We start from the raw sequence: 18749 nt of genomic DNA on the forward strand, positions 1-18749 counted from the left end.
ATATTTGATGAAAATTTGTTGTGGAAGATACAAAATTAAAGCTATTTTCACGGCCCTAAAATATATCCCCAGCTATGAGTCTCAAAAAACTGCTATTTGCCACCCTTTTTCTTTTTATTGGTCAACAAGCTTTTTCCCAACGCAACTATGATGGTTACAATTTTTTGGGAATTCAGGGTGGAATTACCTTTTTCGACATTCAAACCGATGATTTGGTGACTACGCAAAAGGAAGGTTTTACAGCTGGTTTCACTACACGTGGTGCCTTCAGAAACAACTTCGACTTAATTTACGGACTTAGTTTTCAAAGTGCGTCCGTAGGTGTAGAGGGGCGAAATTTTTTGGGTAACACTCAAAATATAGGCTATACTATTCAAGGGGTACAGCTTAATTTCTTGGGAAGTTATAATATCATCGTAAAGCATTTGAGTCTTGAGTTTGGCCCTATATTTGACTTAAACGGCAAGATGAAATTGGCGGATGATAAGTATGAAGATTATATTTTAACTGGATATAATACACTTACTGCGGCAGATATTCAGGATATTTCAAAATTCAATGTGCGTCTAGCTGCGGGGCTTACCGCTGGTTTGGAGCACTTCCGCATCAGCGCACAGTATCAATATGGTGTAACCAATATGCTTGGCGGTCTAAACGATAAAGGTTTGGAGAATGAAGATTTTAAAGGCAATAGTTCCACCATCGTTTTAATGGGGGTAATTTACTTTTAGCCCATATAATCAATTGCCTTTTCAATTCGGACAACGCTTTCCTCTTTTCCTAAAATTGAAAGAATATCAAACACCTCGGGACCTTTCATTTCTCCTACGAGCGCCAATCGGAGTGGCATCATCACTTTTCCGAAGCCTATGTTTTCTGAAGTAATCCAACCTTTCACTTGTTCCGAAAGGTTTTCTGCGGAAAAATCTTCCGTAGCACTTAAAATCGAAACTACCTTTTTAAGCAATACTGCTGTTTCAGCCTTAAAAGCTTTTTCCGCGGCTTTCGCATCGTAAGTAGCTGGAGCCTCAAAAAAGAAACTTCCCTGTTCCCAAAGGTCGCTTACGAAGGTGGCGCGTTCTTTTAAAAGGGAAACGATTTTTTTTATTGTTTCTATTGGTGGTTGGGACAGGGCATTGCCCTGTGGTTGAGACAGGGTATTGCCCTGTCTCTCCACCGATAATCTGTTTAAATATCTTTCAAATTCGCTTGCCAATAGTGCATCATCAACCTTCTGCAGGTATTGGTGCTGAAACCATTTCGTTTTATCGGGGTCGAATTTTGCTCCCGCCTTGTTGACTCTTTCCAGTCCAAAAGCATCAATCAATTCTTCTAAGCTGAAAATTTCCTGCTCCGTTCCAGGGTTCCAGCCTAAAAAGGCAAGCATATTTACAACGGCTTCAGGCAGATAACCATCTTCGCGATAGCCTGAAAATAGTTCGCCTTCCGCGGTTTTCCATTCCAAAGGAAATACTGGGAAACCCATTTTATCACCATCGCGTTTGCTGAGTTTTCCGTTGCCTGTTGGTTTCAAAATTAACGGTAAATGCGCAAATTGTGGCGCCTCCCAGCCAAAAGCACGGTACAACAAAACGTGCAGCGCCAATGACGGCAACCATTCCTCGCCACGAATAACGTGTGTAATTTTCATTAAATGGTCGTCCACAATATTTGCCAAATGGTAGGTTGGCATCCCATCACTTTTAAAGAGCACCTTATCGTCGAGAATGTTGGTTTCCACCTGCATCTCGCCGCGGATTATATCGTTTAAATGAAGCGTTTCATCTTCGGGCGATTTAAAACGGATAACGTATTCTTCGTCATTTGCTATTTTCTGCTGGGTTTCTTCCGAAGAAAAAACCAACGAATTTTTCAGCTTTAAACGGTTGTGCCAATTGTAAATAAAGGTTTTTCCCTTTGCCTCGTGGTCCTTTCGGTGTGCGTCAAGTTCTTCGGAAGTATCGAAGGCATAGTAGGCATTTCCTGATTCAATTAAGGCATCTGCGTATTGTTTGTAAAGTGCTTTACGCTCGCTCTGGCGGTACGGACCGCAATCTTTTTCTTTGCCTGGGCCTTCATCGTAGGGAATAGTCAACCAATTCAAAGCTTCAATAATATATGCCTCGGCGCCTTCCACATATCTATTTTGGTCAGTATCCTCTATTCGAAGTAAAAAATCGCCATCGTGTTTTTTTGCGAATAAATAATTGAACAAAGCGGTGCGAACACCACCAATATGTAAAGGCCCTGTTGGGCTAGGGGCAAAACGAACCCGAACTTTTTGAGACATAATCTGCATTCTTTTTATGAATCGGCAAAGGTACAATTAACATAGACAATATTTTGATAGAATTAGTATCTTTCAAGCATAAATTGAAATTATGAAGGTTTATGTTACATTCGGATTTTGGGTTTTATTTATCAGCCCATGCCTTTCTCAGTGGTATCTTTCTGGAAATTCTATTATTGGAGATAATTCTTCTAATGCCATCGGTTATTCAATCTCAATCAACGGAGAAGGAAATAGGGTTTCATTGGTTAAGGAAGGTCCATCTGGAGGCAATCAGTATGATTATACTTATGTTTATGAACTTCAAGATTATCAATGGGTTCAGTTGGGTAATGAAATTCAGGCTGCAAATATGAATACTACGTCCTTTGTGGCAATGAATGAATTGGGAAATAGAATAATTATTGGTGAGGACAGATATAATAATGAGAATTTGGTTCGTATCTATGAATTACAATCAAATAGTTGGGTTCAATTGGGCGAAACTATTTTTTCTGATGCGAATAATGATTACTTTGGAAAATCCGTTGCAATAAACGCCGAAGGAGATGTAATAATTTGCGGGGCTCCAGGATATAACTATTCAAAAGTTTATCAGTATATAAACAATGAATGGGAACAGAAAGGTGAGACCTTAATTGGTAATGGTAGTTTTGGAGAATCTGTTAGCCTAAACGCTGAAGGAAATATAATCGCGATTTCATCTCCCTATAATAGTGAGAGTGCATACAACGGTGGTAAAGTGAATATATATGAATACCAAAATGGCGATTGGGGGGATTTAGGACTACCCATATATGGTACAGACAAAGGTGATTTGATGGGAATTGGCAACAAGCCAGGAACAAATGGTATTGACTTAAATTCTGCTGGAGATGTTGTTGTAATCGGGGGATGGGGGCATATGATAGCTCCTGACGATCAGGCAGGTCAGGTCAAGATATATGAACGGTCAAATAATAATTGGTCGCAAAAAGGTGAAACTATTGAGGGAACAAACGAAAACTATTATTTTGGTGGTTCTGTGGCAATTAATTCAATCGGTGACATGATTGTTGTAGGGGATTTTTTGGGAATGGTGTTCGGTCAAGTAAAAGTATTCAAATATGAACTGGATTCTTGGGAGCAGTATGGAAATACCGTGACTGGAGCGGAAAATGGTCTCCAATCCTTTTTTGGATTTTCTGTAGCGATTAACAACGAAGGAAATATAATTGGAATTGGATCCCCCGACGATTCTGGCTCTGAACCAAGTCAAGTACGCATTTTTGAGTATAATGGAATTTTGGGAACGGAAGAGTCTTTGACAGATGATAATCCAAGACTTTATCCAAATCCAAATTCTGGAACGTTTTATTTAAATGTTCCAGCTTCTTACGAAATTTCATTAATTCGTATTGTTGATATGACCGGAAAAATAGTATATTCCAATATCCCTTTAGCTTCCGAAACTATTGAAATAAATGAAAATCTATCTTCAGGAATTTATTTCGTAAATGTATTTACAAAAACTTCAACTTACAATTTGAAAATGATTGTTGAATAACTTGCGGAGCGATTTTTGTCCATAAAATATTATTGTATTTTAGAAGTTTTCTAAAGAGGGAATTCAACTATGAGCACTTTTAACATCATCCAGCTAAAACTGGAGGAATTTATCAAGAAATACTACACCAATGAGCTTATAAAAGGAGCCATCCTTTTCTTCGCCATTGGGCTGCTGTATTTGTTGATAACGCTGCTCGTTGAATATTTCCTTTGGCTCAATCCGTTGGGAAGGCGAGTGCTGTTTTGGGCGTTTGTAATCGTGGAACTGGGCTTGTTTGTTCGGTTTATCGCTTTTCCGCTTGCCAAACTTTTCAAACTTCAAAAGGGAATTAATTATGAAGAAGCTTCAAAAATCATTGGCAACCATTTTCCGCAGGTAAACGATAAATTGCTCAATGTAATCCAGCTTAACCAAAACCGTCGCGAAAGTGAATTGCTGGCAGCGAGCATTGATCAAAAAGCTAAAGAATTACAGACAGTACCTTTCAAAAGTGCCGTAAATTTTAAAAAGAACGCCAAATATTTAAAATACGCGGCCATTCCGGTATTGATATTTATACTTTTCAGCGCTTTGGGCGGAATGGATATTTTTTCCAGCAGTTATAAACGTGTGGTACATTACGATACTGCCTTTGAGCCGCCTGCACCCTTCACTTTCGTTGTGATGAACGACGATTTGAATGCAGTTGAAAACAAACCTTTCAACTTAAAAATTAGAACTGAGGGCACGGCAATTCCCGAAAACGCGAGCATCAATTATAATGGTGAAACCTATTATCTGCAGCAGACCGCGCCAGGTTTGTTTGAATATGCATTTCAACAACCTATAGAATCAATCGATTTCAGCTTAAAGGCAAATAAAGTGACTTCTCGGGAATATACGTTGGATGTTGTAAAAACCCCTTCATTGCTCAATTTTGAAATGGTTTTGGATTATCCTTCCTATACGGGGAAAAGAGATGAAACCCTTAAAAGTACCGGAAACGCTACCATTCCCGAGGGAACGCGGGTTAAATGGAATGTCGCTACTAAAAATACAAAGGCAGTTACTTTAAAAACCACCGATACTTCCTTTTCATTCGCTGCAAAAGGTGAAAACTTCAATTTTGAAAAAGGAATTTATAACAAGCTTGATTACGCCATTACCACTTCCAACGAAAAACTGAAGGATTATGAAAACCTTGCCTTCACGCTGAATGTAGTGAAGGATCAATTTCCAGAGATTGAAGTGCAGTCAAAACAGGATAGCACAAACACGCAAAGGGTTTTCTTTTTGGGCCAAATATCGGACGATTACGGGCTCACCAAACTGAGATTGGTCTATTTCCCCGAAGGCGATGAAAAGCAGGCTAAAACACAGGTTTTATCATTGAATAAGACCAATTTTGATCAATTCACTTATACTTTTCCCGGGAACCTTCCATTGGATGAAGGCGTAGCTTATGAATATTATTTTGAGGTTTTTGATAACGATGCCATTCACAATTATAAATCCTCGAAGTCTGGAATTTATTCCTTCAGAAAATTAACGAAGAATGAATTAGAGGATGAGCAACTACAAAACCAGCAAGATGCCATTAAAGGGTTGGATAAATCTTTGGAAGAATTAAAGGACCGAAAGCAAACTTTGGAAGAACTCTCGCGAACCCAAAAAGAAAAGAACGAACTTAATTACAACGACAAAAAGAAGCTAGAAAACTTCATACAGCGCCAGCAAAAGCAGGAAGAAATGATGAAGAATTTTTCAAAGGAAATGAAAGAGGAACTTGAAAATTTCCAACCGGAAAATAAGGAGAAAGATCCTTTCAAGGAAGATCTTCAAAAAAGATTGGAAGAAAATGAGGAACAGCTTAAGAAGAATGAAAAGTTGTTGGATGAACTTGAAAAACTTCAGGATAAAATTCAAAAGGAGGAATTGACCGAGAAGCTCGAAAAGCTTTCAAAACAGAACAAGAACCAAGAGAAAAATCTTGAGCAATTGCTAGAGTTGACCAAAAGATATTACGTTGAAAATAAAGCGGAAAAACTTGCCGAGGAGTTATATGAACTGGGCGAAGAGCAAGAAAAGTTAGCAGATAAACCTGATGATGAAAACACAAAAGAGGCCCAAGAGGAGCTAAACGAAAAGTTTGAAGAATATAAAAAGCAGATGAAAGAGCTTCAGAAGGAGAACGAAGGTTTAAAGAAGCCCTTGGACATTCCCGAAGATAAACCGGCCGAACAACAGATTGATGAGGAACAGCAACAGGCAACGGATAAACTTGGAGAGCAAAAACCGAACGAGGCCGGAAAAAATCAGAAGAAAGCTGGACAGAAAATGAAACAGATGAGCAAAGGTATGCAAATGCAGATGCAGGCTGGACAAATGGAAACCATAGAGGAAGATGTAAAAATGCTACGTCAGATTGTGGATAATCTGGTTGTTTTTTCTTTTCAACAAGAGGATTTGATGGAAGCTTTCAAAAAAATTGAATACGGCAATCCTATATTCGGAAAGAAATTGAATATTCAAAATGACCTTAAAACAAATTTTGAACATATAGACGACAGCATATTTGCGCTTTCCCTTCGTCAACCAATGATCGGGTCCCAAATAAATACCTCTCTTACTGAAATCCAATATAATATTGACAAATCATTGGAGCGATTGGCGCAAAATGAAACGAGGCAAGGTGTTGGAAACCAACAATATACAATTACAGGGGCAAATGATTTAGCGGTTCTGCTAAGTGATATTTTGAGTAACATGCAAATGCAGATGTCCATGGGTTCTGGTTCCGGAAAGGGAAATCCAATGCCGGGTTCCGGATTTCAATTGCCTGATATTATTCAAAAACAGGAAGACCTTGGTGAAAAAATGAAAGAAGGAATGAAGAAAGGGAAAAATGGCAAGAAGGGAGAAGGAAAGGGCGAGGGTGAAGGTGATGGAAGTGGTGATGGAAATGGCCAGAACGGGGAAAACGGCAGGGATGGACAGAAAGGAAATGAAAAAGGCGGGGAAAAAGACGGCCAGGGAAACAGCGAGGACCTCAATGGCGAGCTATTCGAGATATACAAACAACAACAAGAACTGCGAAATCAACTTCAGGATAGGTTGAGCAAGGAGGGTTTAAATGGAAATGGCGGAAAGTTATTAAAGAAAATGGAAGGAATAGAGCAGCAGTTGTTGGACAAAGGATTTAATCAAAATACGCTTCAGCAAATGCTCAATCTTAAATATGAATTGTTAAAACTTGACAAAGCCGATCTTGAGCAAGGAGAAGAAAGCCGAAGGGAGTCCCGAACGAATAGAAGGGATTTTCAGAACAATACACAACTTTCTCCCGAAGACATAAAAAAATACTTCAATACAACTGAAATTTTGAACCGTGAGGCCTTACCTTTGCGCCAAGATTACAAAAACAAGGTTCAGGAATATTTTAAGGAAGGTAATGATTGAGTTTAATTTTGAAACTGATTTTGAGTTAAAAAGTCGGATGAAAATCCAAAAGTGGATTTCCGAAATCATCATTTCAGAAGGATTTGAAGAGGGTGAAGTACTTTATATTTTTTGTGACGACGAATATCTGCATAAACTGAACGTAACGTTTTTGGGCCACGATACATTGACTGATATTATCAGTTTTGACTATAGGGCCGGAAAGCAAATTAATGGCGAAATTTACATTTCCGTTGAACGTGTTGCCGAAAATTCGAAAGATTTCAAAACAAATTTTGAGGATGAATTGCATCGGGTTATGATTCATGGCATACTTCATTTTTGTGGCTATAAAGATAAGACTGCTTTAGAAGAAGGTGCTATGCGTTCAAAGGAGGATGAGGCCCTAAAAAAGCTTGCCACACTTTAAAACTATAATTTCAGCAACTCAATTACCTTAAAGTTAGATATTTATTGTAATTTCGCGTCCCTAAAAAAATTTGATAAAAACAAATGTTCCACGTGGAACAATTAAAATGATTTTATGTTTCCAAAAGAGTATGATGTAATTGTGGTCGGGGCGGGACATGCTGGTTCGGAAGCTGCGGCTGCAGCTGCTAATTTGGGCTCGAAAACCTTATTGGTGACAATGAATTTGCAAACAATAGCACAAATGAGCTGCAATCCTGCAATGGGTGGAATCGCCAAAGGCCAAATTGTGCGGGAAATCGACGCTATGGGCGGTTATAGTGGTATCGTTTCTGACAAGTCGGCCATTCAGTTCAAGATGCTCAACAAATCAAAGGGGCCGGCAATGTGGAGTCCAAGGGTCCAAAGCGATCGTATGCGTTTTGCCGAAACTTGGCGGCTGATGCTTGAACAAACCCCAAGCCTTGATTTTTATCAGGAAATGATTTCCGGAATTATAGTAGAGAATGGAAAAATTAGGGGTGTAAGAACTTCTCTTGGTCTGGAGATTAAAGGAAAAAGCGTTGTACTTACAAATGGCACTTTTTTAAATGGGTTGATCCATATTGGGGATAAACAATTTGGAGGAGGACGTGCTGGTGAAAAAGCCTCAACCGGAATTACAAAGGATTTAATTGATTTGGGTTTTGAAGCAGGAAGAATGAAAACAGGAACTCCGCCTAGAGTGGATGGACGTTCCTTGGATTTTTCTAAAATGATAGAACAGCCTGGTGATGATGTTCCCGAAAAGTTTTCTTTTTCTGATGAAACTGCACCTTTAAAGAACCAGCGCTCATGCCATATGAGTTATACTAGTTTAGATGTACACGATATTTTACGCGAAGGTTTTGACAGATCGCCCATGTTCAACGGTGCAATCAAAAGTATTGGTCCACGATATTGCCCCTCCATTGAAGATAAAATAAATCGATTTGCGGATAAGGACAGGCACCAACTTTTTGTAGAGCCAGAAGGATGGGACACGGTAGAATATTATATTAATGGATTTTCAACCTCCTTGCCGGAGGATGTCCAATTCAAGGCCTTGCGTCAAGTTGCCGGTTTTGAAAACGTGAAGTTTTTTCGCCCCGGTTATGCTATTGAGTACGATTATTTTCCGCCAACGCAATTGAAACACACTTTGGAAACAAAATTAGTTTCAGGTTTGTATTTTGCCGGACAGATCAATGGCACCACGGGCTATGAAGAAGCGGCTTCCCAAGGTTTGATGGCAGGAATAAATGCACATTTAAAAGTTCACGAAAAGGAACCTTTTATACTTCAAAGGAATGAGGCTTATATAGGCGTGTTGATTGATGACCTTATTACCAAGGGGACGGAAGAACCCTACCGAATGTTTACTTCGCGTGCGGAATACAGAACTTTATTGCGACAAGATAATGCCGATTTTAGGTTAACGCCAAAAGCATTTGAAATTGGATTGGCAAGCGAACAGCGTATGCGTAAAATGGAAAAGAAGAAAGAAAAGGCAAGTGCTTTTGTTCAATTTTTTAAAGAAACCAGTGCAGCGCCGGAAGAAATCAACCCTATATTTCACGCGCGGGAATCTGCTTTGGTAGATCAAAGTGACAAGATGTTCAAATTCTTTTCACGGCCTGAAGTAACGATGGAGGATATGAAGAAGATTCCTTCGGTAAAAAAGTATATTGAGGAAAACGGTTTGGACACTGAAATGATTGAACAAGCCGAAATCCAAGTTAAGTATTCAGGGTATATTGATAAGGAAAAGAACAATGCAGACAAATTAAATAGGCTGGAAGGTTTAAAAATCCCCGCTTCCTTTGATTATTCAAAATTAAAGTCGCTTTCCTTTGAGGCCCGTGAAAAACTCACAAAAATTAAACCCGCAACCGTTTCGCAGGCATCAAGAATAAGTGGTGTCTCGCCAAATGATGTTTCGGTTCTTTTGGTGTATATGGGGCGTTAGGGCCATTGTTTCACGTGGAACACTTTCCTTCTGATCCCTGAGCTTCATTAAAATCTATTTAATAAATTAAACCTTTCTGCTTGCAAAATCACGAAAAGAAATATCTATCGGTTAAGGATTACTTGGTTTCCGGAGAATCGTTTGATTTGGTACACGATACCGATTTGGATTTTCTGAAAACCTTTCCGCAGCCACAAGTTGAGGAACTTCCTAAATATTACGAAAGCCAGGAATACATTTCGCATACCGATGAAAAGCGCGGTTTGATTTCGAGCCTTTACCAATTGGTTAAAAAATGGTCCCTTCAAAAAAAGGCTAAATTGATTTTACAACAGCTTGGGGACGTTGGTTCGTTGTTGGATGTCGGTGCGGGTACCGGAGATTTTTTAAAAGTTGCAAAAGAAAAAGGTTGGCAGGTTCACGGAATGGAGCCAAACAAAAATGCCGCGAAATTGGCTTTGGAAAAAGGCATTGACTTGAAAGCTTCCTTAAATGATTTTGAAGGCAAGCAATTTGACGTGGTTACACTTTGGCATGTTTTGGAACATATTCCAGATTTGGAAGAGACGATTTTAAAATTAGCAGCATTGGTGAAACCACAGGGGGCCTTAATTATAGCAGTTCCAAATTTCAAAAGTTTTGACGCAAGGTATTACGGGAAATTTTGGGCGGCTTATGATGTTCCGAGGCACCTTTGGCATTTTTCAAAAGAATCCATGAAAAATCTTTTTGCGGAAAATTTTCATCTAAAAAAAATAGAACCTATGATTTTTGATTCGTTCTATGTAAGCCTTCTTTCCGAAAAGTATAAAACAGGTAGAAAATTTTCTTTGAAGGCTTTTTGGATTGGTTTATTATCAAATATAAAAGCAAAACGCTCAAAGGAGTATTCTTCGCATATCTATTGCTTTAAAAAATCCAATTAAACGATTTTGCACTCTTTTAAGGCGCAAAAGTAAGGAAATGGACTCTCATATAGGATTATCGAGAGTTCTTTTCTTAAAACAAAGGATAAGCAGCGGTTAATAATAAATGAAATTTATAATAATTAAATTGATATAAGATTCACTTATGCCAATTCGGGCTGATGGATCAGCCGGGTCAATTTAATGGAAAGATCGGTAAAAATTATTTTCGCATTTCCATTTCGCTCAATGTGGTACGACGCATCCTCCAAAGCCGAAATGATTCCGAAAATATTATTCTGATGTACAAAAGGTGCAAATTTCGGAAGTGAAAAAGTGGCGTCCTTCGCTTCAAAAAACAAAAGTGGTTCTGCACTGTAATTTTTCAAAAGCGCTTGGCGAAATACTTCAATACAATAATTGAAAAATTTCTTTTGCGTTTCCCGACCCTGCGAAGCAAGTTCATCGCTCCAGTCCAGTAGATTATTTATGGCACCTTTGTTTCCTTTGGCCCTAAATGCGGTGCGTACCCAACTGATAAACCATTTCTCAAAAATTTCATCCTCTCCAGTTTCTTCCTGTAATTGTAGCGCTTTGTTATAATCGCCTCGTGCTCTACGGGCAAGCTGAGCTGCCAACTGTTCCTTTATTTTTAAATTCGTTGTGAGAGCTGCGGCAATATCTGTTTCGGATAACAACGGAAATGTTAACTTTTGGCAACGGGAACGAATGGTGGATATAATCTGCTCTTCCCGTTCCGTCAATAGCAGCAGTAAAGTTTTTTCCGAGGGTTCTTCCACGAGCTTTAGGATTTTGTTGGCGCATTCACTGTTCATATTATCCGCCATCCAGATAATCATCACTTTATAACCTCCCTCAAAAGCTTTTAATGATAGTTTTTTTGAAATGTTTTCAGCCTCATATTTGCTGATATTGCCTTGTTTTTTCTCGAGTCCCAGACTCTGTAGCCATTCAAAAAGAGAGGCGTACGGGTTATTTAAAACAAAATTGCGCCAACCTTCAGCATAATTATCTGAAATAGCATTTTTTTTCGCGATATCACTGGTGTTTACAGGATACACAAAATGAAGATCCGGATGCATCAATTTTGAAACCTTGTTTCTGCAGGAAATATATTCTGCACTGCCCTTTTCGTATTGGCTACTGAGTACCTCTGACGCATATGCTATTGCCATTGGCAATAAACCGCTGCCATTAACGCCCGAAAACAGCTGTGCGTGCGGGATTCGGCCGTTTTGAACAGTTTTTACAAGGTGAGATTTTATATGCTGGTGACCAATTACTTCTGAAAAATCCATTCGCAAATCTAAGCAATTTTACAGTTCCTTGAAGCGCAAATTTTATATTCCATATTTACTTGTCAAACTTTTGAAAATTATATTTAAGGCCGAGATTCCGCCGTGCGGGGAACATCAAAAAAACTATATTTGCAGATAAAATTTTGAAGGATGAAAACAGTTAACGATATTAATTTTAAAAGCAAAAGGGCTTTGATTCGTGTGGATTTTAACGTGCCGCTCGATGAAAACTTTAACGTAACCGATGACACCCGAATGGTCGCCGGAAAACCTACTATCCTCAAAATTCTTGAGGATGGCGGTAGTTGTATACTAATGTCCCATCTGGGTAGGCCAAAAAATAGGGAATCGGAATTCTCCCTGCAACATATTGTCAAGCCACTGTCAAACATTCTTGGAGTACAGGTAAAATTTGTAGATGATTGTATAGGGGAAAAGGTAGAAAACGCCGTAGCCGATTTAAAATCAGGCGAAATTTTATTACTGGAAAATCTGCGTTACCATGAAGAAGAAACCAAAGGAGACTCTGCGTATGCTGAAAAACTCTCAAAACTTGGAGATATATATGTAAATGACGCTTTTGGAACTGCACATCGTGCCCACGCTTCAACAGCGATTATTGCTGAATTTTTCCCTGAAAACAAATGCTTCGGCCTTTTGCTTGCTTCGGAAATTGAAAACGTGAATAAAGTGCTGGAAACCAATGAAAAACCGGTTACCGCTATTATTGGAGGCGCGAAGGTTTCCTCGAAAATCACGATTATAGAAAACATACTCGATAAAATTGACCACTTGATTATCGGTGGTGGAATGGCTTTTACATTTATAAAGGCCCAAGGCGGTAAAATAGGCAGTTCTCTAGTTGAAGATGATAAACAGGAACTTGCCTTAGAAATTTTGGAAGAAGCAAAGAAGAAGCAAGTTTCGGTACATTTGCCCGTTGATGCTGTAATTGCCGACAGTTTTTCCGAGACTGCCGATACAAAAATTTCAGCTATAGATGAAATTCCGGAAGGCTGGATGGGGCTGGATGTGGGGCCCATGACGAATAAAAATTTTGCAGAGGTACTTATCAATTCCAAAACTATTCTGTGGAATGGTCCTGTGGGCGTCTTTGAAATGGAGAAGTTTGCCGAAGGCACTAAAATCTTGGGCACTAATATAGCCAAGGCAACTAAAAATGGAGCTTTTTCACTCGTCGGGGGCGGTGATTCTGTGGCGGCAGTCCAAAAATTTAACCTCGCAGATAAGGTGAGTTACGTATCTACAGGAGGGGGCGCAATGCTGGAAATGCTTGAAGGAAAAACCTTGCCTGGTATCAAGGCGCTATTGCAATAAAAGTTAAATATCACGAAATAAGCATTTTGAGCGTGAAATTTGTGTAATTTCGCGAAATCATTATTTTTGATAAAATTTTTTATTTAAAAAGGCGTTACATTTTTTGAGGAATTCAAATAAATTAACCCTTGAAAAGGTATTAATCAAGCGAGTTTGTTATAATCCCCCAAACGCAATTAAAAGCTGATGAAACTAAACAAAATCTTTCCCCTTGTGCTGTTGCTGGCCTGCAGTATAAGTTTTGCCCAACAGGGTAAAAAGAACAGCAAAAAGTTGAACACGAAAAAAGTTCAGGTAATCGATTCTATTAAAGTCTCAAAAATTGCTGAAGAATTGCCTTCCACAGTAGTGGCTACTTCCCTTAAAGACAGTACTATATTCGATTTAAAGGATATGGCGCTAGCCCGTAAAAAGGATAGTCTATGGCTAAAGGAGTTGTATAAATCAGATCTTTTTGAAGATATCTATAACAGTGTCGTGAACCAGGAGTACGATATGGTGGATTATGACGAATTACCCACCGAGGTTCTGAAACAACGCTTAAAAGACCTAGATGCACGCACCCCATTTAAAGTAGAGTACAATCCTTCCCTGGAAAGTGTTATCAAGCATTATTTAAAGAATCGTCGCGGAAGTTTGGAGCGGCTTATGGGGCTAAGTGAATATTACTTTCCTATGTTTGAACAGGAGCTGGATCGACATAATTTACCTTTGGAATTAAAATATCTGGCTATTGTGGAATCTGCCTTGAATCCACGGGCACAATCAAGGGTTGGCGCAACGGGACTTTGGCAATTTATGTACCCAACCGGTAAAATGTTTGGACTTGATGTAAGCTCTTATGTTGATGAAAGATCTGACCCTATTATGGCCACTGAAGCCGCCTGCAAATATTTAAAGAGCCTAAACGCAAGCTTCAACGATTGGGATTTGGCACTAGCCGCCTATAATTCCGGCCCAGGAAATGTTTCAAAGGCTATTCGCCGTTCAGGTGGAAAGACAAACTACTGGAATCTTCGCAACTATCTTCCACGTGAAACCGCTGGATATGTTCCCGCATTTTTGGCCACTATGTACATTTTTGAATATGCACAGGAGCACGGTTTTCAAAAACGTCCACCGAGAATCCCTTATATTGCAACCGATACCATTAGGGTGAAACAGCAAATTACGTTAGATCAAGTAGCTAAACTTACCAATCTTGACAAAGAAGAATTGGAATTTTTGAATCCTTCCTATAAGTTGGGAATTATCCCTGTGGTAAAAGATGAAAATTACATGCTTCGTCTTCCATTGACTGCCGTAGGTACTTTCGTGACCAACGAAGATGCCATCTACGCCTTTGCACAGAATGAACAGGAAGATGCCGAAAAGCCAATGCCCGAACTCTATGAGCAACCAGAAAAAATACGCTACCGTGTAAAAAGGGGTGATTATTTGGGTAGAATTGCTGAGAGATATGGAGTGGGCGTTAGCCAGATTAAAAGCTGGAATGGAATGCGCGGTAATACACTAAAGGCGGGACAGAATTTGATAATTTATCCTAAAAAGAGCGCTCAGGATATTGCCAGCAATGCACCGGCACAATCTCAGAGTGTCTCTTCGGAAAAAACATACACCGTGCGCAATGGAGACTCATTATGGAGCATTTCGCAAAAATTTCCCGGAGTTTCGGTTCAAAATATCAAAAAATGGAACGATATTAGTGGCAATAACATAAAGCCCGGAACTAAACTTAAAATATATAAAGGATAGTTCCTAAAACATCCTTTACATGAAAATAATTAATATCGCATTGTTAGCGCTAATTGTTGCATTCTCTTCTTGCAACAGTGGCGGTAAAAAGGACAAATCACTAGTTCCCAACTCGGTTGGCAACATAAATGCCCTTCAGATTATCACGCCAAACGATCTTTGGAATGGCATTGTAGGTGAAGCTATCCGCAATAACTTTGCAGCTCCTACCGATGGTCTTCCCCAAGACGAACCGCTTTTTTCCATGAATCAAATGTCGCCTGAATCTTTTACGGGGTTTGCCCGTAGTAACAGGCTTTTTTTATATGTGGTTTTGAGTGATGAAGACAAAGTATCCATCACGACAGATGAATATGCAAAACCTCAGGCGGGAGCTATCATAAAAGCAACTTCCGAAGAGAAATTAGTAGAACTGATCAATAAAAATGCCCCCCAGATAATAGAAAAGTTCCAGGCTTCCGAAATAAAGGAAAGACAGCGCAGAACCGCTATTTCGTTAATGAAGACCGATTCGCTTAAAAAAGCTATGGGCGTAACTATGCAAATTCCAAGCGCTTATAGAATTGCAAAGGCAACCGACAGTTTTTTCTGGATGCGGAAAGATTTAAAGGATGGAACAACAAACATTTTGGTATATCAAGTCCCTCTTTCAATGATTGATAACGACAGCACTGCCGTGGGCGACATCATTAAAATCCGTGATTCAGTAGGCAGCAAGCTGCTACCCGTGGAGGACGATGGCCAATTTGTTACCGAAGATGCCTATGCTCCGTACCTTTTCACTACAAAAATAGACGGAAAATTTGCGTATGAAACCAAAGGCACTTGGGAAGTAAAGGACGATTGGATGGGTGGACCCTTTGTAAATTATGCCGTACGTGATGAAAAAAATAACCGTTATTTAATACTTGAAGGCTTCACTTACGCCCCCGCAGTTTCTAAAAGAGATCTTCAGTTTGAGCTAGAATCAATATTGAAGTCGGCCAAAATTGAGTAAATTTCGAATAAAGCAATAAAAAAGAGCCTTTCAGTTTTAAACTGAAAGGCTCTTTTTTTATGGGTGTAAAAAAATATTATTTGTTATCGTCTATCTTCTTGTCTGCGGGTTCTTCTTTGGAAGCATCCTTAAATTCCTTAAGTCCGCTACCCAGACCGCGCATAAGTTCTGGAATCTTCTTTCCCCCGAAAAGTAATAACACGATCACAACAATCAATACAATCTGCCAAGGACCAATAACACCTAAAGGAATAAACAATGCACTCATGATTTTAAAAATTTAATTACGCAAAGGTAACAAGAAATGTTTAGATACAACGTTTTGACACTAACTTTAGCGTGTAGGGCTTCAGTTTATTTTATATTTGTAAAAAGCAATTGCAGTTTATGACCCAAAAAGAAAAAAGAGCCAAAAAGTTCAGAAGGAAGCTTTTGCACAAATATCGCTTGGTAATCCTGAACGAGGAAACCTTTGAGGAGCGCTTTTCCTTTAAACTGAATAGACTGAACGTATTCGTTTTCAGCACGCTTTTCGCATTGTTTCTTATTTTGGCAACCACGGTAATCATTGCTTTTACGCCCCTTCGTGAATATATTCCGGGCTATTCTTCCACCGCGCTTAAAAAACGCGCTACGCAATTGGCTTACAAAACAGACTCGCTCCAGCAGATTCTCGATGTAAATGAGCAATACCTCGCGTCTATCAAAAAAGTGCTCACAGGCGACGTAAAAACGGTTAATTTCAACAAGGATTCCCTCATTGAAGTGGCAAAAACGGATCCTTCGGTTTTAATACGAACTTCCCGCAAAGATTCACTCCTGCGCGAGACCGTTGCAAAGGAAGACAAGTATAACCCCCTTACTGCCCGTCAAGTGCCACAATATACACTTTTTGCACCTGTAAAGGGAACTATTACCGAAGGCTATGATTCAAAGGCCAAACACTATGCGGTAGATGTGGTAACCGCAAAAGATTCACCCGTTAAGGCCGTTGCGGATGGTACTGTCATTTTCGCCGAATGGACGGTCGCTACGGGATATGTAATTATTTTGAAGCACGACAATAATCTCATTTCGGTATATAAACACAACGCAATGCTTACCAAGGAACAGGGCGAAATTGTGAAAGCCGGCGAAGTAATTGGTACCGTTGGCAATACGGGCGAGCTCACCACGGGCCCGCATTTACATTTTGAACTTTGGCGCGATGGCTTTCCAATAAACCCAACAAGTTTCATCGATTTTGATTGATAGCCTATGTCCCTAAAATCCGTTTCCGCTAAAATATTCTCAAAAATTGTCGCGCTCCGAATTCAAAAGTGGGCCAAGAATCCCGTTGAAACACAACAAAAGGTTTTTGAAAAATTAATTTCAGAAGCAAAGAATACTGCTTTCGGGAAAGACCACGATTTTAAAAACATAATCTCATTTGAAGATTTTGCGGCGAAAGTACCCATTCGCGATTACGAAGAATTGAAACCTTATGTAGAACGTGTAGTTTCAGGGGAAGAAAACATATTGTGGCCCGGCAAGCCGCTCTATTTTGCCAAAACTTCCGGAACTACTTCGGGCGCCAAATACATTCCGCTTACCAAGGAATCCATGCCCCACCATATTGAGGCTGCGCGCAACGCAATTCTTTGCTACATCAACGAAACCGGAAACGCAGATTTTGTGGACGGCAAAATGATTTTTCTGCAGGGAAGCCCCGAAATGCAGGAAAAGAACGGCATTAAATTGGGTCGGCTGTCGGGTATCGTGGCACATTACGTACCCGCCTATCTTCAAAAAAACCGTTTACCGAGCTGGGAAACCAACTGCATCGAGGATTGGGAAACCAAAGTGGACGCTATTGTCGAGGAAACCAAAAATGAGGATATGACCGTTATCAGCGGCATTCCGTCGTGGGTGCAGATGTATTTTGAAAGACTTCAACAAAATACCGGGAAGAAGGTTGGCGGCCTTTTCAAAAACTTCAACCTGTTTATTTACGGCGGTGTGAACTTTGAACCTTATCGCGCCAAATTTGAAAATTTAATAGGAAGAAGAGTGGACAGCATCGAGCTGTTTCCGGCCAGCGAAGGCTTTTTCGCCTTTCAGGACAGCCAAAAGGAAAAAGGAATGTTGCTGCTTTTGAATTCGGGAATTTTTTATGAATTTGTGGAAGCAAGTAGTTTTTTTGACGAAAATCCAAAACGATTGACCATTGGCGAAGTGGAAATAGGCATTAATTACGTAATGATAATTTCAACAAACGCGGGGCTTTGGGCCTATAATTTGGGCGATACTGTCCAATTCACTTCAACAAAACCGTACCGCGTGATTGTTTCGGGAAGAATAAAACATTTCATTTCGGCATTTGGCGAGCACGTGATTGGCAAAGAGGTAGAAGAGGCGATGAACAAAGCCATTTCAAAATTCAATTTTTCCATTACCGAATTCACCGTGGCACCACAGATAACGCCTTCCGAAGAAAAACTGCCGTACCACGAATGGCTTGTAGAGTTTGAAAATGCTCCCGATAACCTTCAAAAAGTCGCTGAGTTTTTGGATGCCGAAATGCAACGGCAAAACTCCTATTATTTCGATTTAATAGAAGGGAAAGTGCTTCAACCCTTAAAAATTTCTTCACTTAAAAAGGACAGTTTCCAAGAATTTATGAAATCTGAAGGCAAGCTCGGTGGCCAAAACAAGGTACCGCGCCTTTCCAACGACCGTAAAATTGCAGATGCATTACTTCAAATACAGCCTCAAAATTAGTGT

Annotated in this window: 14 protein-coding genes; 11 read left to right on the forward strand and 3 right to left on the reverse strand. The window is 39.7% G+C overall.

Going from position 1 to position 18749, the window contains the following annotated elements; genetic code table 11:
* Positions 1-74 precede the first annotated feature (74 nt).
* Positions 75-731, forward strand: a complete 657-nt coding sequence (locus MB09_RS08060; RefSeq protein WP_045080387.1) for a hypothetical protein — start codon at positions 75-77, stop codon at positions 729-731.
* On the opposite strand, the gene gltX is transcribed toward MB09_RS08060, so the two are convergent.
* Positions 728-2290, reverse strand: coding sequence for a glutamate--tRNA ligase (gene gltX / locus MB09_RS08065; protein WP_045080388.1), 1563 nt, complete (start codon positions 2288-2290; stop codon positions 728-730). The genes MB09_RS08060 and gltX overlap by 4 nt on opposite strands.
* A gap of 91 nt (positions 2291-2381) precedes the next feature.
* On the opposite strand from gltX, the gene MB09_RS08070 reads away from it, so the two are divergent.
* The 5 genes from MB09_RS08070 to MB09_RS08090 all read left to right on the forward strand — a co-directional run bounded on the left by MB09_RS08070 (position 2382) and on the right by MB09_RS08090 (position 10598).
* Entirely contained in the window at positions 2382-3836 is a 1455-nt protein-coding gene (locus tag MB09_RS08070) for a T9SS type A sorting domain-containing protein (RefSeq protein WP_045080389.1), read from the forward strand.
* A 69-nt stretch (positions 3837-3905) separates the two neighbouring features.
* Positions 3906-7277 carry a DUF4175 family protein gene (locus MB09_RS08075; RefSeq protein WP_045080390.1) on the forward strand — a complete coding sequence of 1124 codons (3372 nt, stop codon included), beginning with the start codon at positions 3906-3908 and terminating at the stop codon, positions 7275-7277.
* On the forward strand, positions 7270-7686 hold the full coding sequence (gene ybeY, locus MB09_RS08080; RefSeq protein WP_045080391.1) for an rRNA maturation RNase YbeY: 417 nt from the start codon (positions 7270-7272) through the stop codon (positions 7684-7686). The genes MB09_RS08075 and ybeY overlap by 8 nt, the downstream gene beginning before the upstream one ends.
* Before the next feature lie 114 nt (positions 7687-7800).
* Entirely contained in the window at positions 7801-9672 is a 1872-nt protein-coding gene (gene mnmG / locus MB09_RS08085; RefSeq protein ID WP_045080392.1) for a tRNA uridine-5-carboxymethylaminomethyl(34) synthesis enzyme MnmG, read from the forward strand.
* 80 nt (positions 9673-9752) lie between these two features.
* Entirely contained in the window at positions 9753-10598 is an 846-nt protein-coding gene (locus MB09_RS08090) for a class I SAM-dependent methyltransferase (RefSeq protein ID WP_045080393.1), read from the forward strand.
* 143 nt (positions 10599-10741) lie between these two features.
* Here MB09_RS08090 and MB09_RS08095 read toward each other — a convergent pair whose 3' ends face one another.
* Positions 10742-11896: a DNA polymerase III subunit gene (locus MB09_RS08095; protein WP_045080394.1), complete on the reverse strand. Its 1155-nt coding sequence runs from the start codon at positions 11894-11896 to the stop codon at positions 10742-10744.
* A gap of 150 nt (positions 11897-12046) precedes the next feature.
* Here MB09_RS08095 and MB09_RS08100 point away from each other — a divergent pair, with 150 nt between their 5' ends.
* From MB09_RS08100 to MB09_RS08110, 3 genes are all read left to right on the forward strand, one after another.
* Positions 12047-13234, forward strand: coding sequence for a phosphoglycerate kinase (locus tag MB09_RS08100; protein WP_045080395.1), 1188 nt, complete (start codon positions 12047-12049; stop codon positions 13232-13234).
* A 186-nt stretch (positions 13235-13420) separates the two neighbouring features.
* The gene (locus MB09_RS08105) at positions 13421-14989 is read left to right on the forward strand and encodes a LysM peptidoglycan-binding domain-containing protein (RefSeq protein ID WP_045080396.1); all 1569 of its coding nucleotides are present in this window, start codon (positions 13421-13423) and stop codon (positions 14987-14989) included.
* A gap of 19 nt (positions 14990-15008) precedes the next feature.
* On the forward strand, positions 15009-15986 hold the full coding sequence (locus MB09_RS08110) for a DUF4837 family protein (RefSeq protein WP_045080397.1): 978 nt from the start codon (positions 15009-15011) through the stop codon (positions 15984-15986).
* Positions 15987-16062: 76 nt separating this feature from the next.
* Here MB09_RS08110 and tatA read toward each other — a convergent pair whose 3' ends face one another.
* Entirely contained in the window at positions 16063-16254 is a 192-nt protein-coding gene (gene tatA, locus MB09_RS08115) for a twin-arginine translocase TatA/TatE family subunit (RefSeq protein ID WP_045080398.1), read from the reverse strand.
* A gap of 119 nt (positions 16255-16373) precedes the next feature.
* Between tatA and MB09_RS08120 the strand changes: the two genes are divergently transcribed.
* Complete coding sequence (locus tag MB09_RS08120; protein WP_045080399.1) at positions 16374-17237, forward strand: M23 family metallopeptidase; 864 nt, start codon at positions 16374-16376, stop codon at positions 17235-17237.
* A 6-nt stretch (positions 17238-17243) separates the two neighbouring features.
* Positions 17244-18746, forward strand: a complete 1503-nt coding sequence (locus MB09_RS08125) for a GH3 auxin-responsive promoter family protein (RefSeq protein WP_045080400.1) — start codon at positions 17244-17246, stop codon at positions 18744-18746.
* The last annotated feature ends 3 nt before the right edge of the window (positions 18747-18749 follow it).

It is taken from the genome of Aequorivita vladivostokensis, from assembly GCF_000952855.1.
Taxonomy (GTDB): domain Bacteria; phylum Bacteroidota; class Bacteroidia; order Flavobacteriales; family Flavobacteriaceae; genus Aequorivita; species Aequorivita vladivostokensis.

Bases quoted from the DNA above. Each gene is read 5' to 3' on its own strand.
- MB09_RS08105 (WP_045080396.1), top strand. From the start codon at position 13,421: ATGAAACTAAACAAAATCTTTCCCCTTGTGCTGTTGCTGGCCTGCAGT.
- ybeY (WP_045080391.1), top strand. From the start codon at position 7,270: ATGATTGAGTTTAATTTTGAAACTGATTTTGAGTTAAAAAGTCGGATG.
- MB09_RS08110 (WP_045080397.1), top strand. From the start codon at position 15,009: ATGAAAATAATTAATATCGCATTGTTAGCGCTAATTGTTGCATTCTCT.
- MB09_RS08100 (WP_045080395.1), top strand. From the start codon at position 12,047: ATGAAAACAGTTAACGATATTAATTTTAAAAGCAAAAGGGCTTTGATT.
- MB09_RS08060 (WP_045080387.1), top strand. From the start codon at position 75: ATGAGTCTCAAAAAACTGCTATTTGCCACCCTTTTTCTTTTTATTGGT.
- tatA (WP_045080398.1), bottom strand. From the start codon at position 16,254: ATGAGTGCATTGTTTATTCCTTTAGGTGTTATTGGTCCTTGGCAGATT.
- MB09_RS08095 (WP_045080394.1), bottom strand. From the start codon at position 11,896: ATGGATTTTTCAGAAGTAATTGGTCACCAGCATATAAAATCTCACCTT.
- MB09_RS08070 (WP_045080389.1), top strand. From the start codon at position 2,382: ATGAAGGTTTATGTTACATTCGGATTTTGGGTTTTATTTATCAGCCCA.
- gltX (WP_045080388.1), bottom strand. From the start codon at position 2,290: ATGTCTCAAAAAGTTCGGGTTCGTTTTGCCCCTAGCCCAACAGGGCCT.
- MB09_RS08125 (WP_045080400.1), top strand. From the start codon at position 17,244: ATGTCCCTAAAATCCGTTTCCGCTAAAATATTCTCAAAAATTGTCGCG.
- MB09_RS08075 (WP_045080390.1), top strand. From the start codon at position 3,906: ATGAGCACTTTTAACATCATCCAGCTAAAACTGGAGGAATTTATCAAG.
- MB09_RS08120 (WP_045080399.1), top strand. From the start codon at position 16,374: ATGACCCAAAAAGAAAAAAGAGCCAAAAAGTTCAGAAGGAAGCTTTTG.
- mnmG (WP_045080392.1), top strand. From the start codon at position 7,801: ATGTTTCCAAAAGAGTATGATGTAATTGTGGTCGGGGCGGGACATGCT.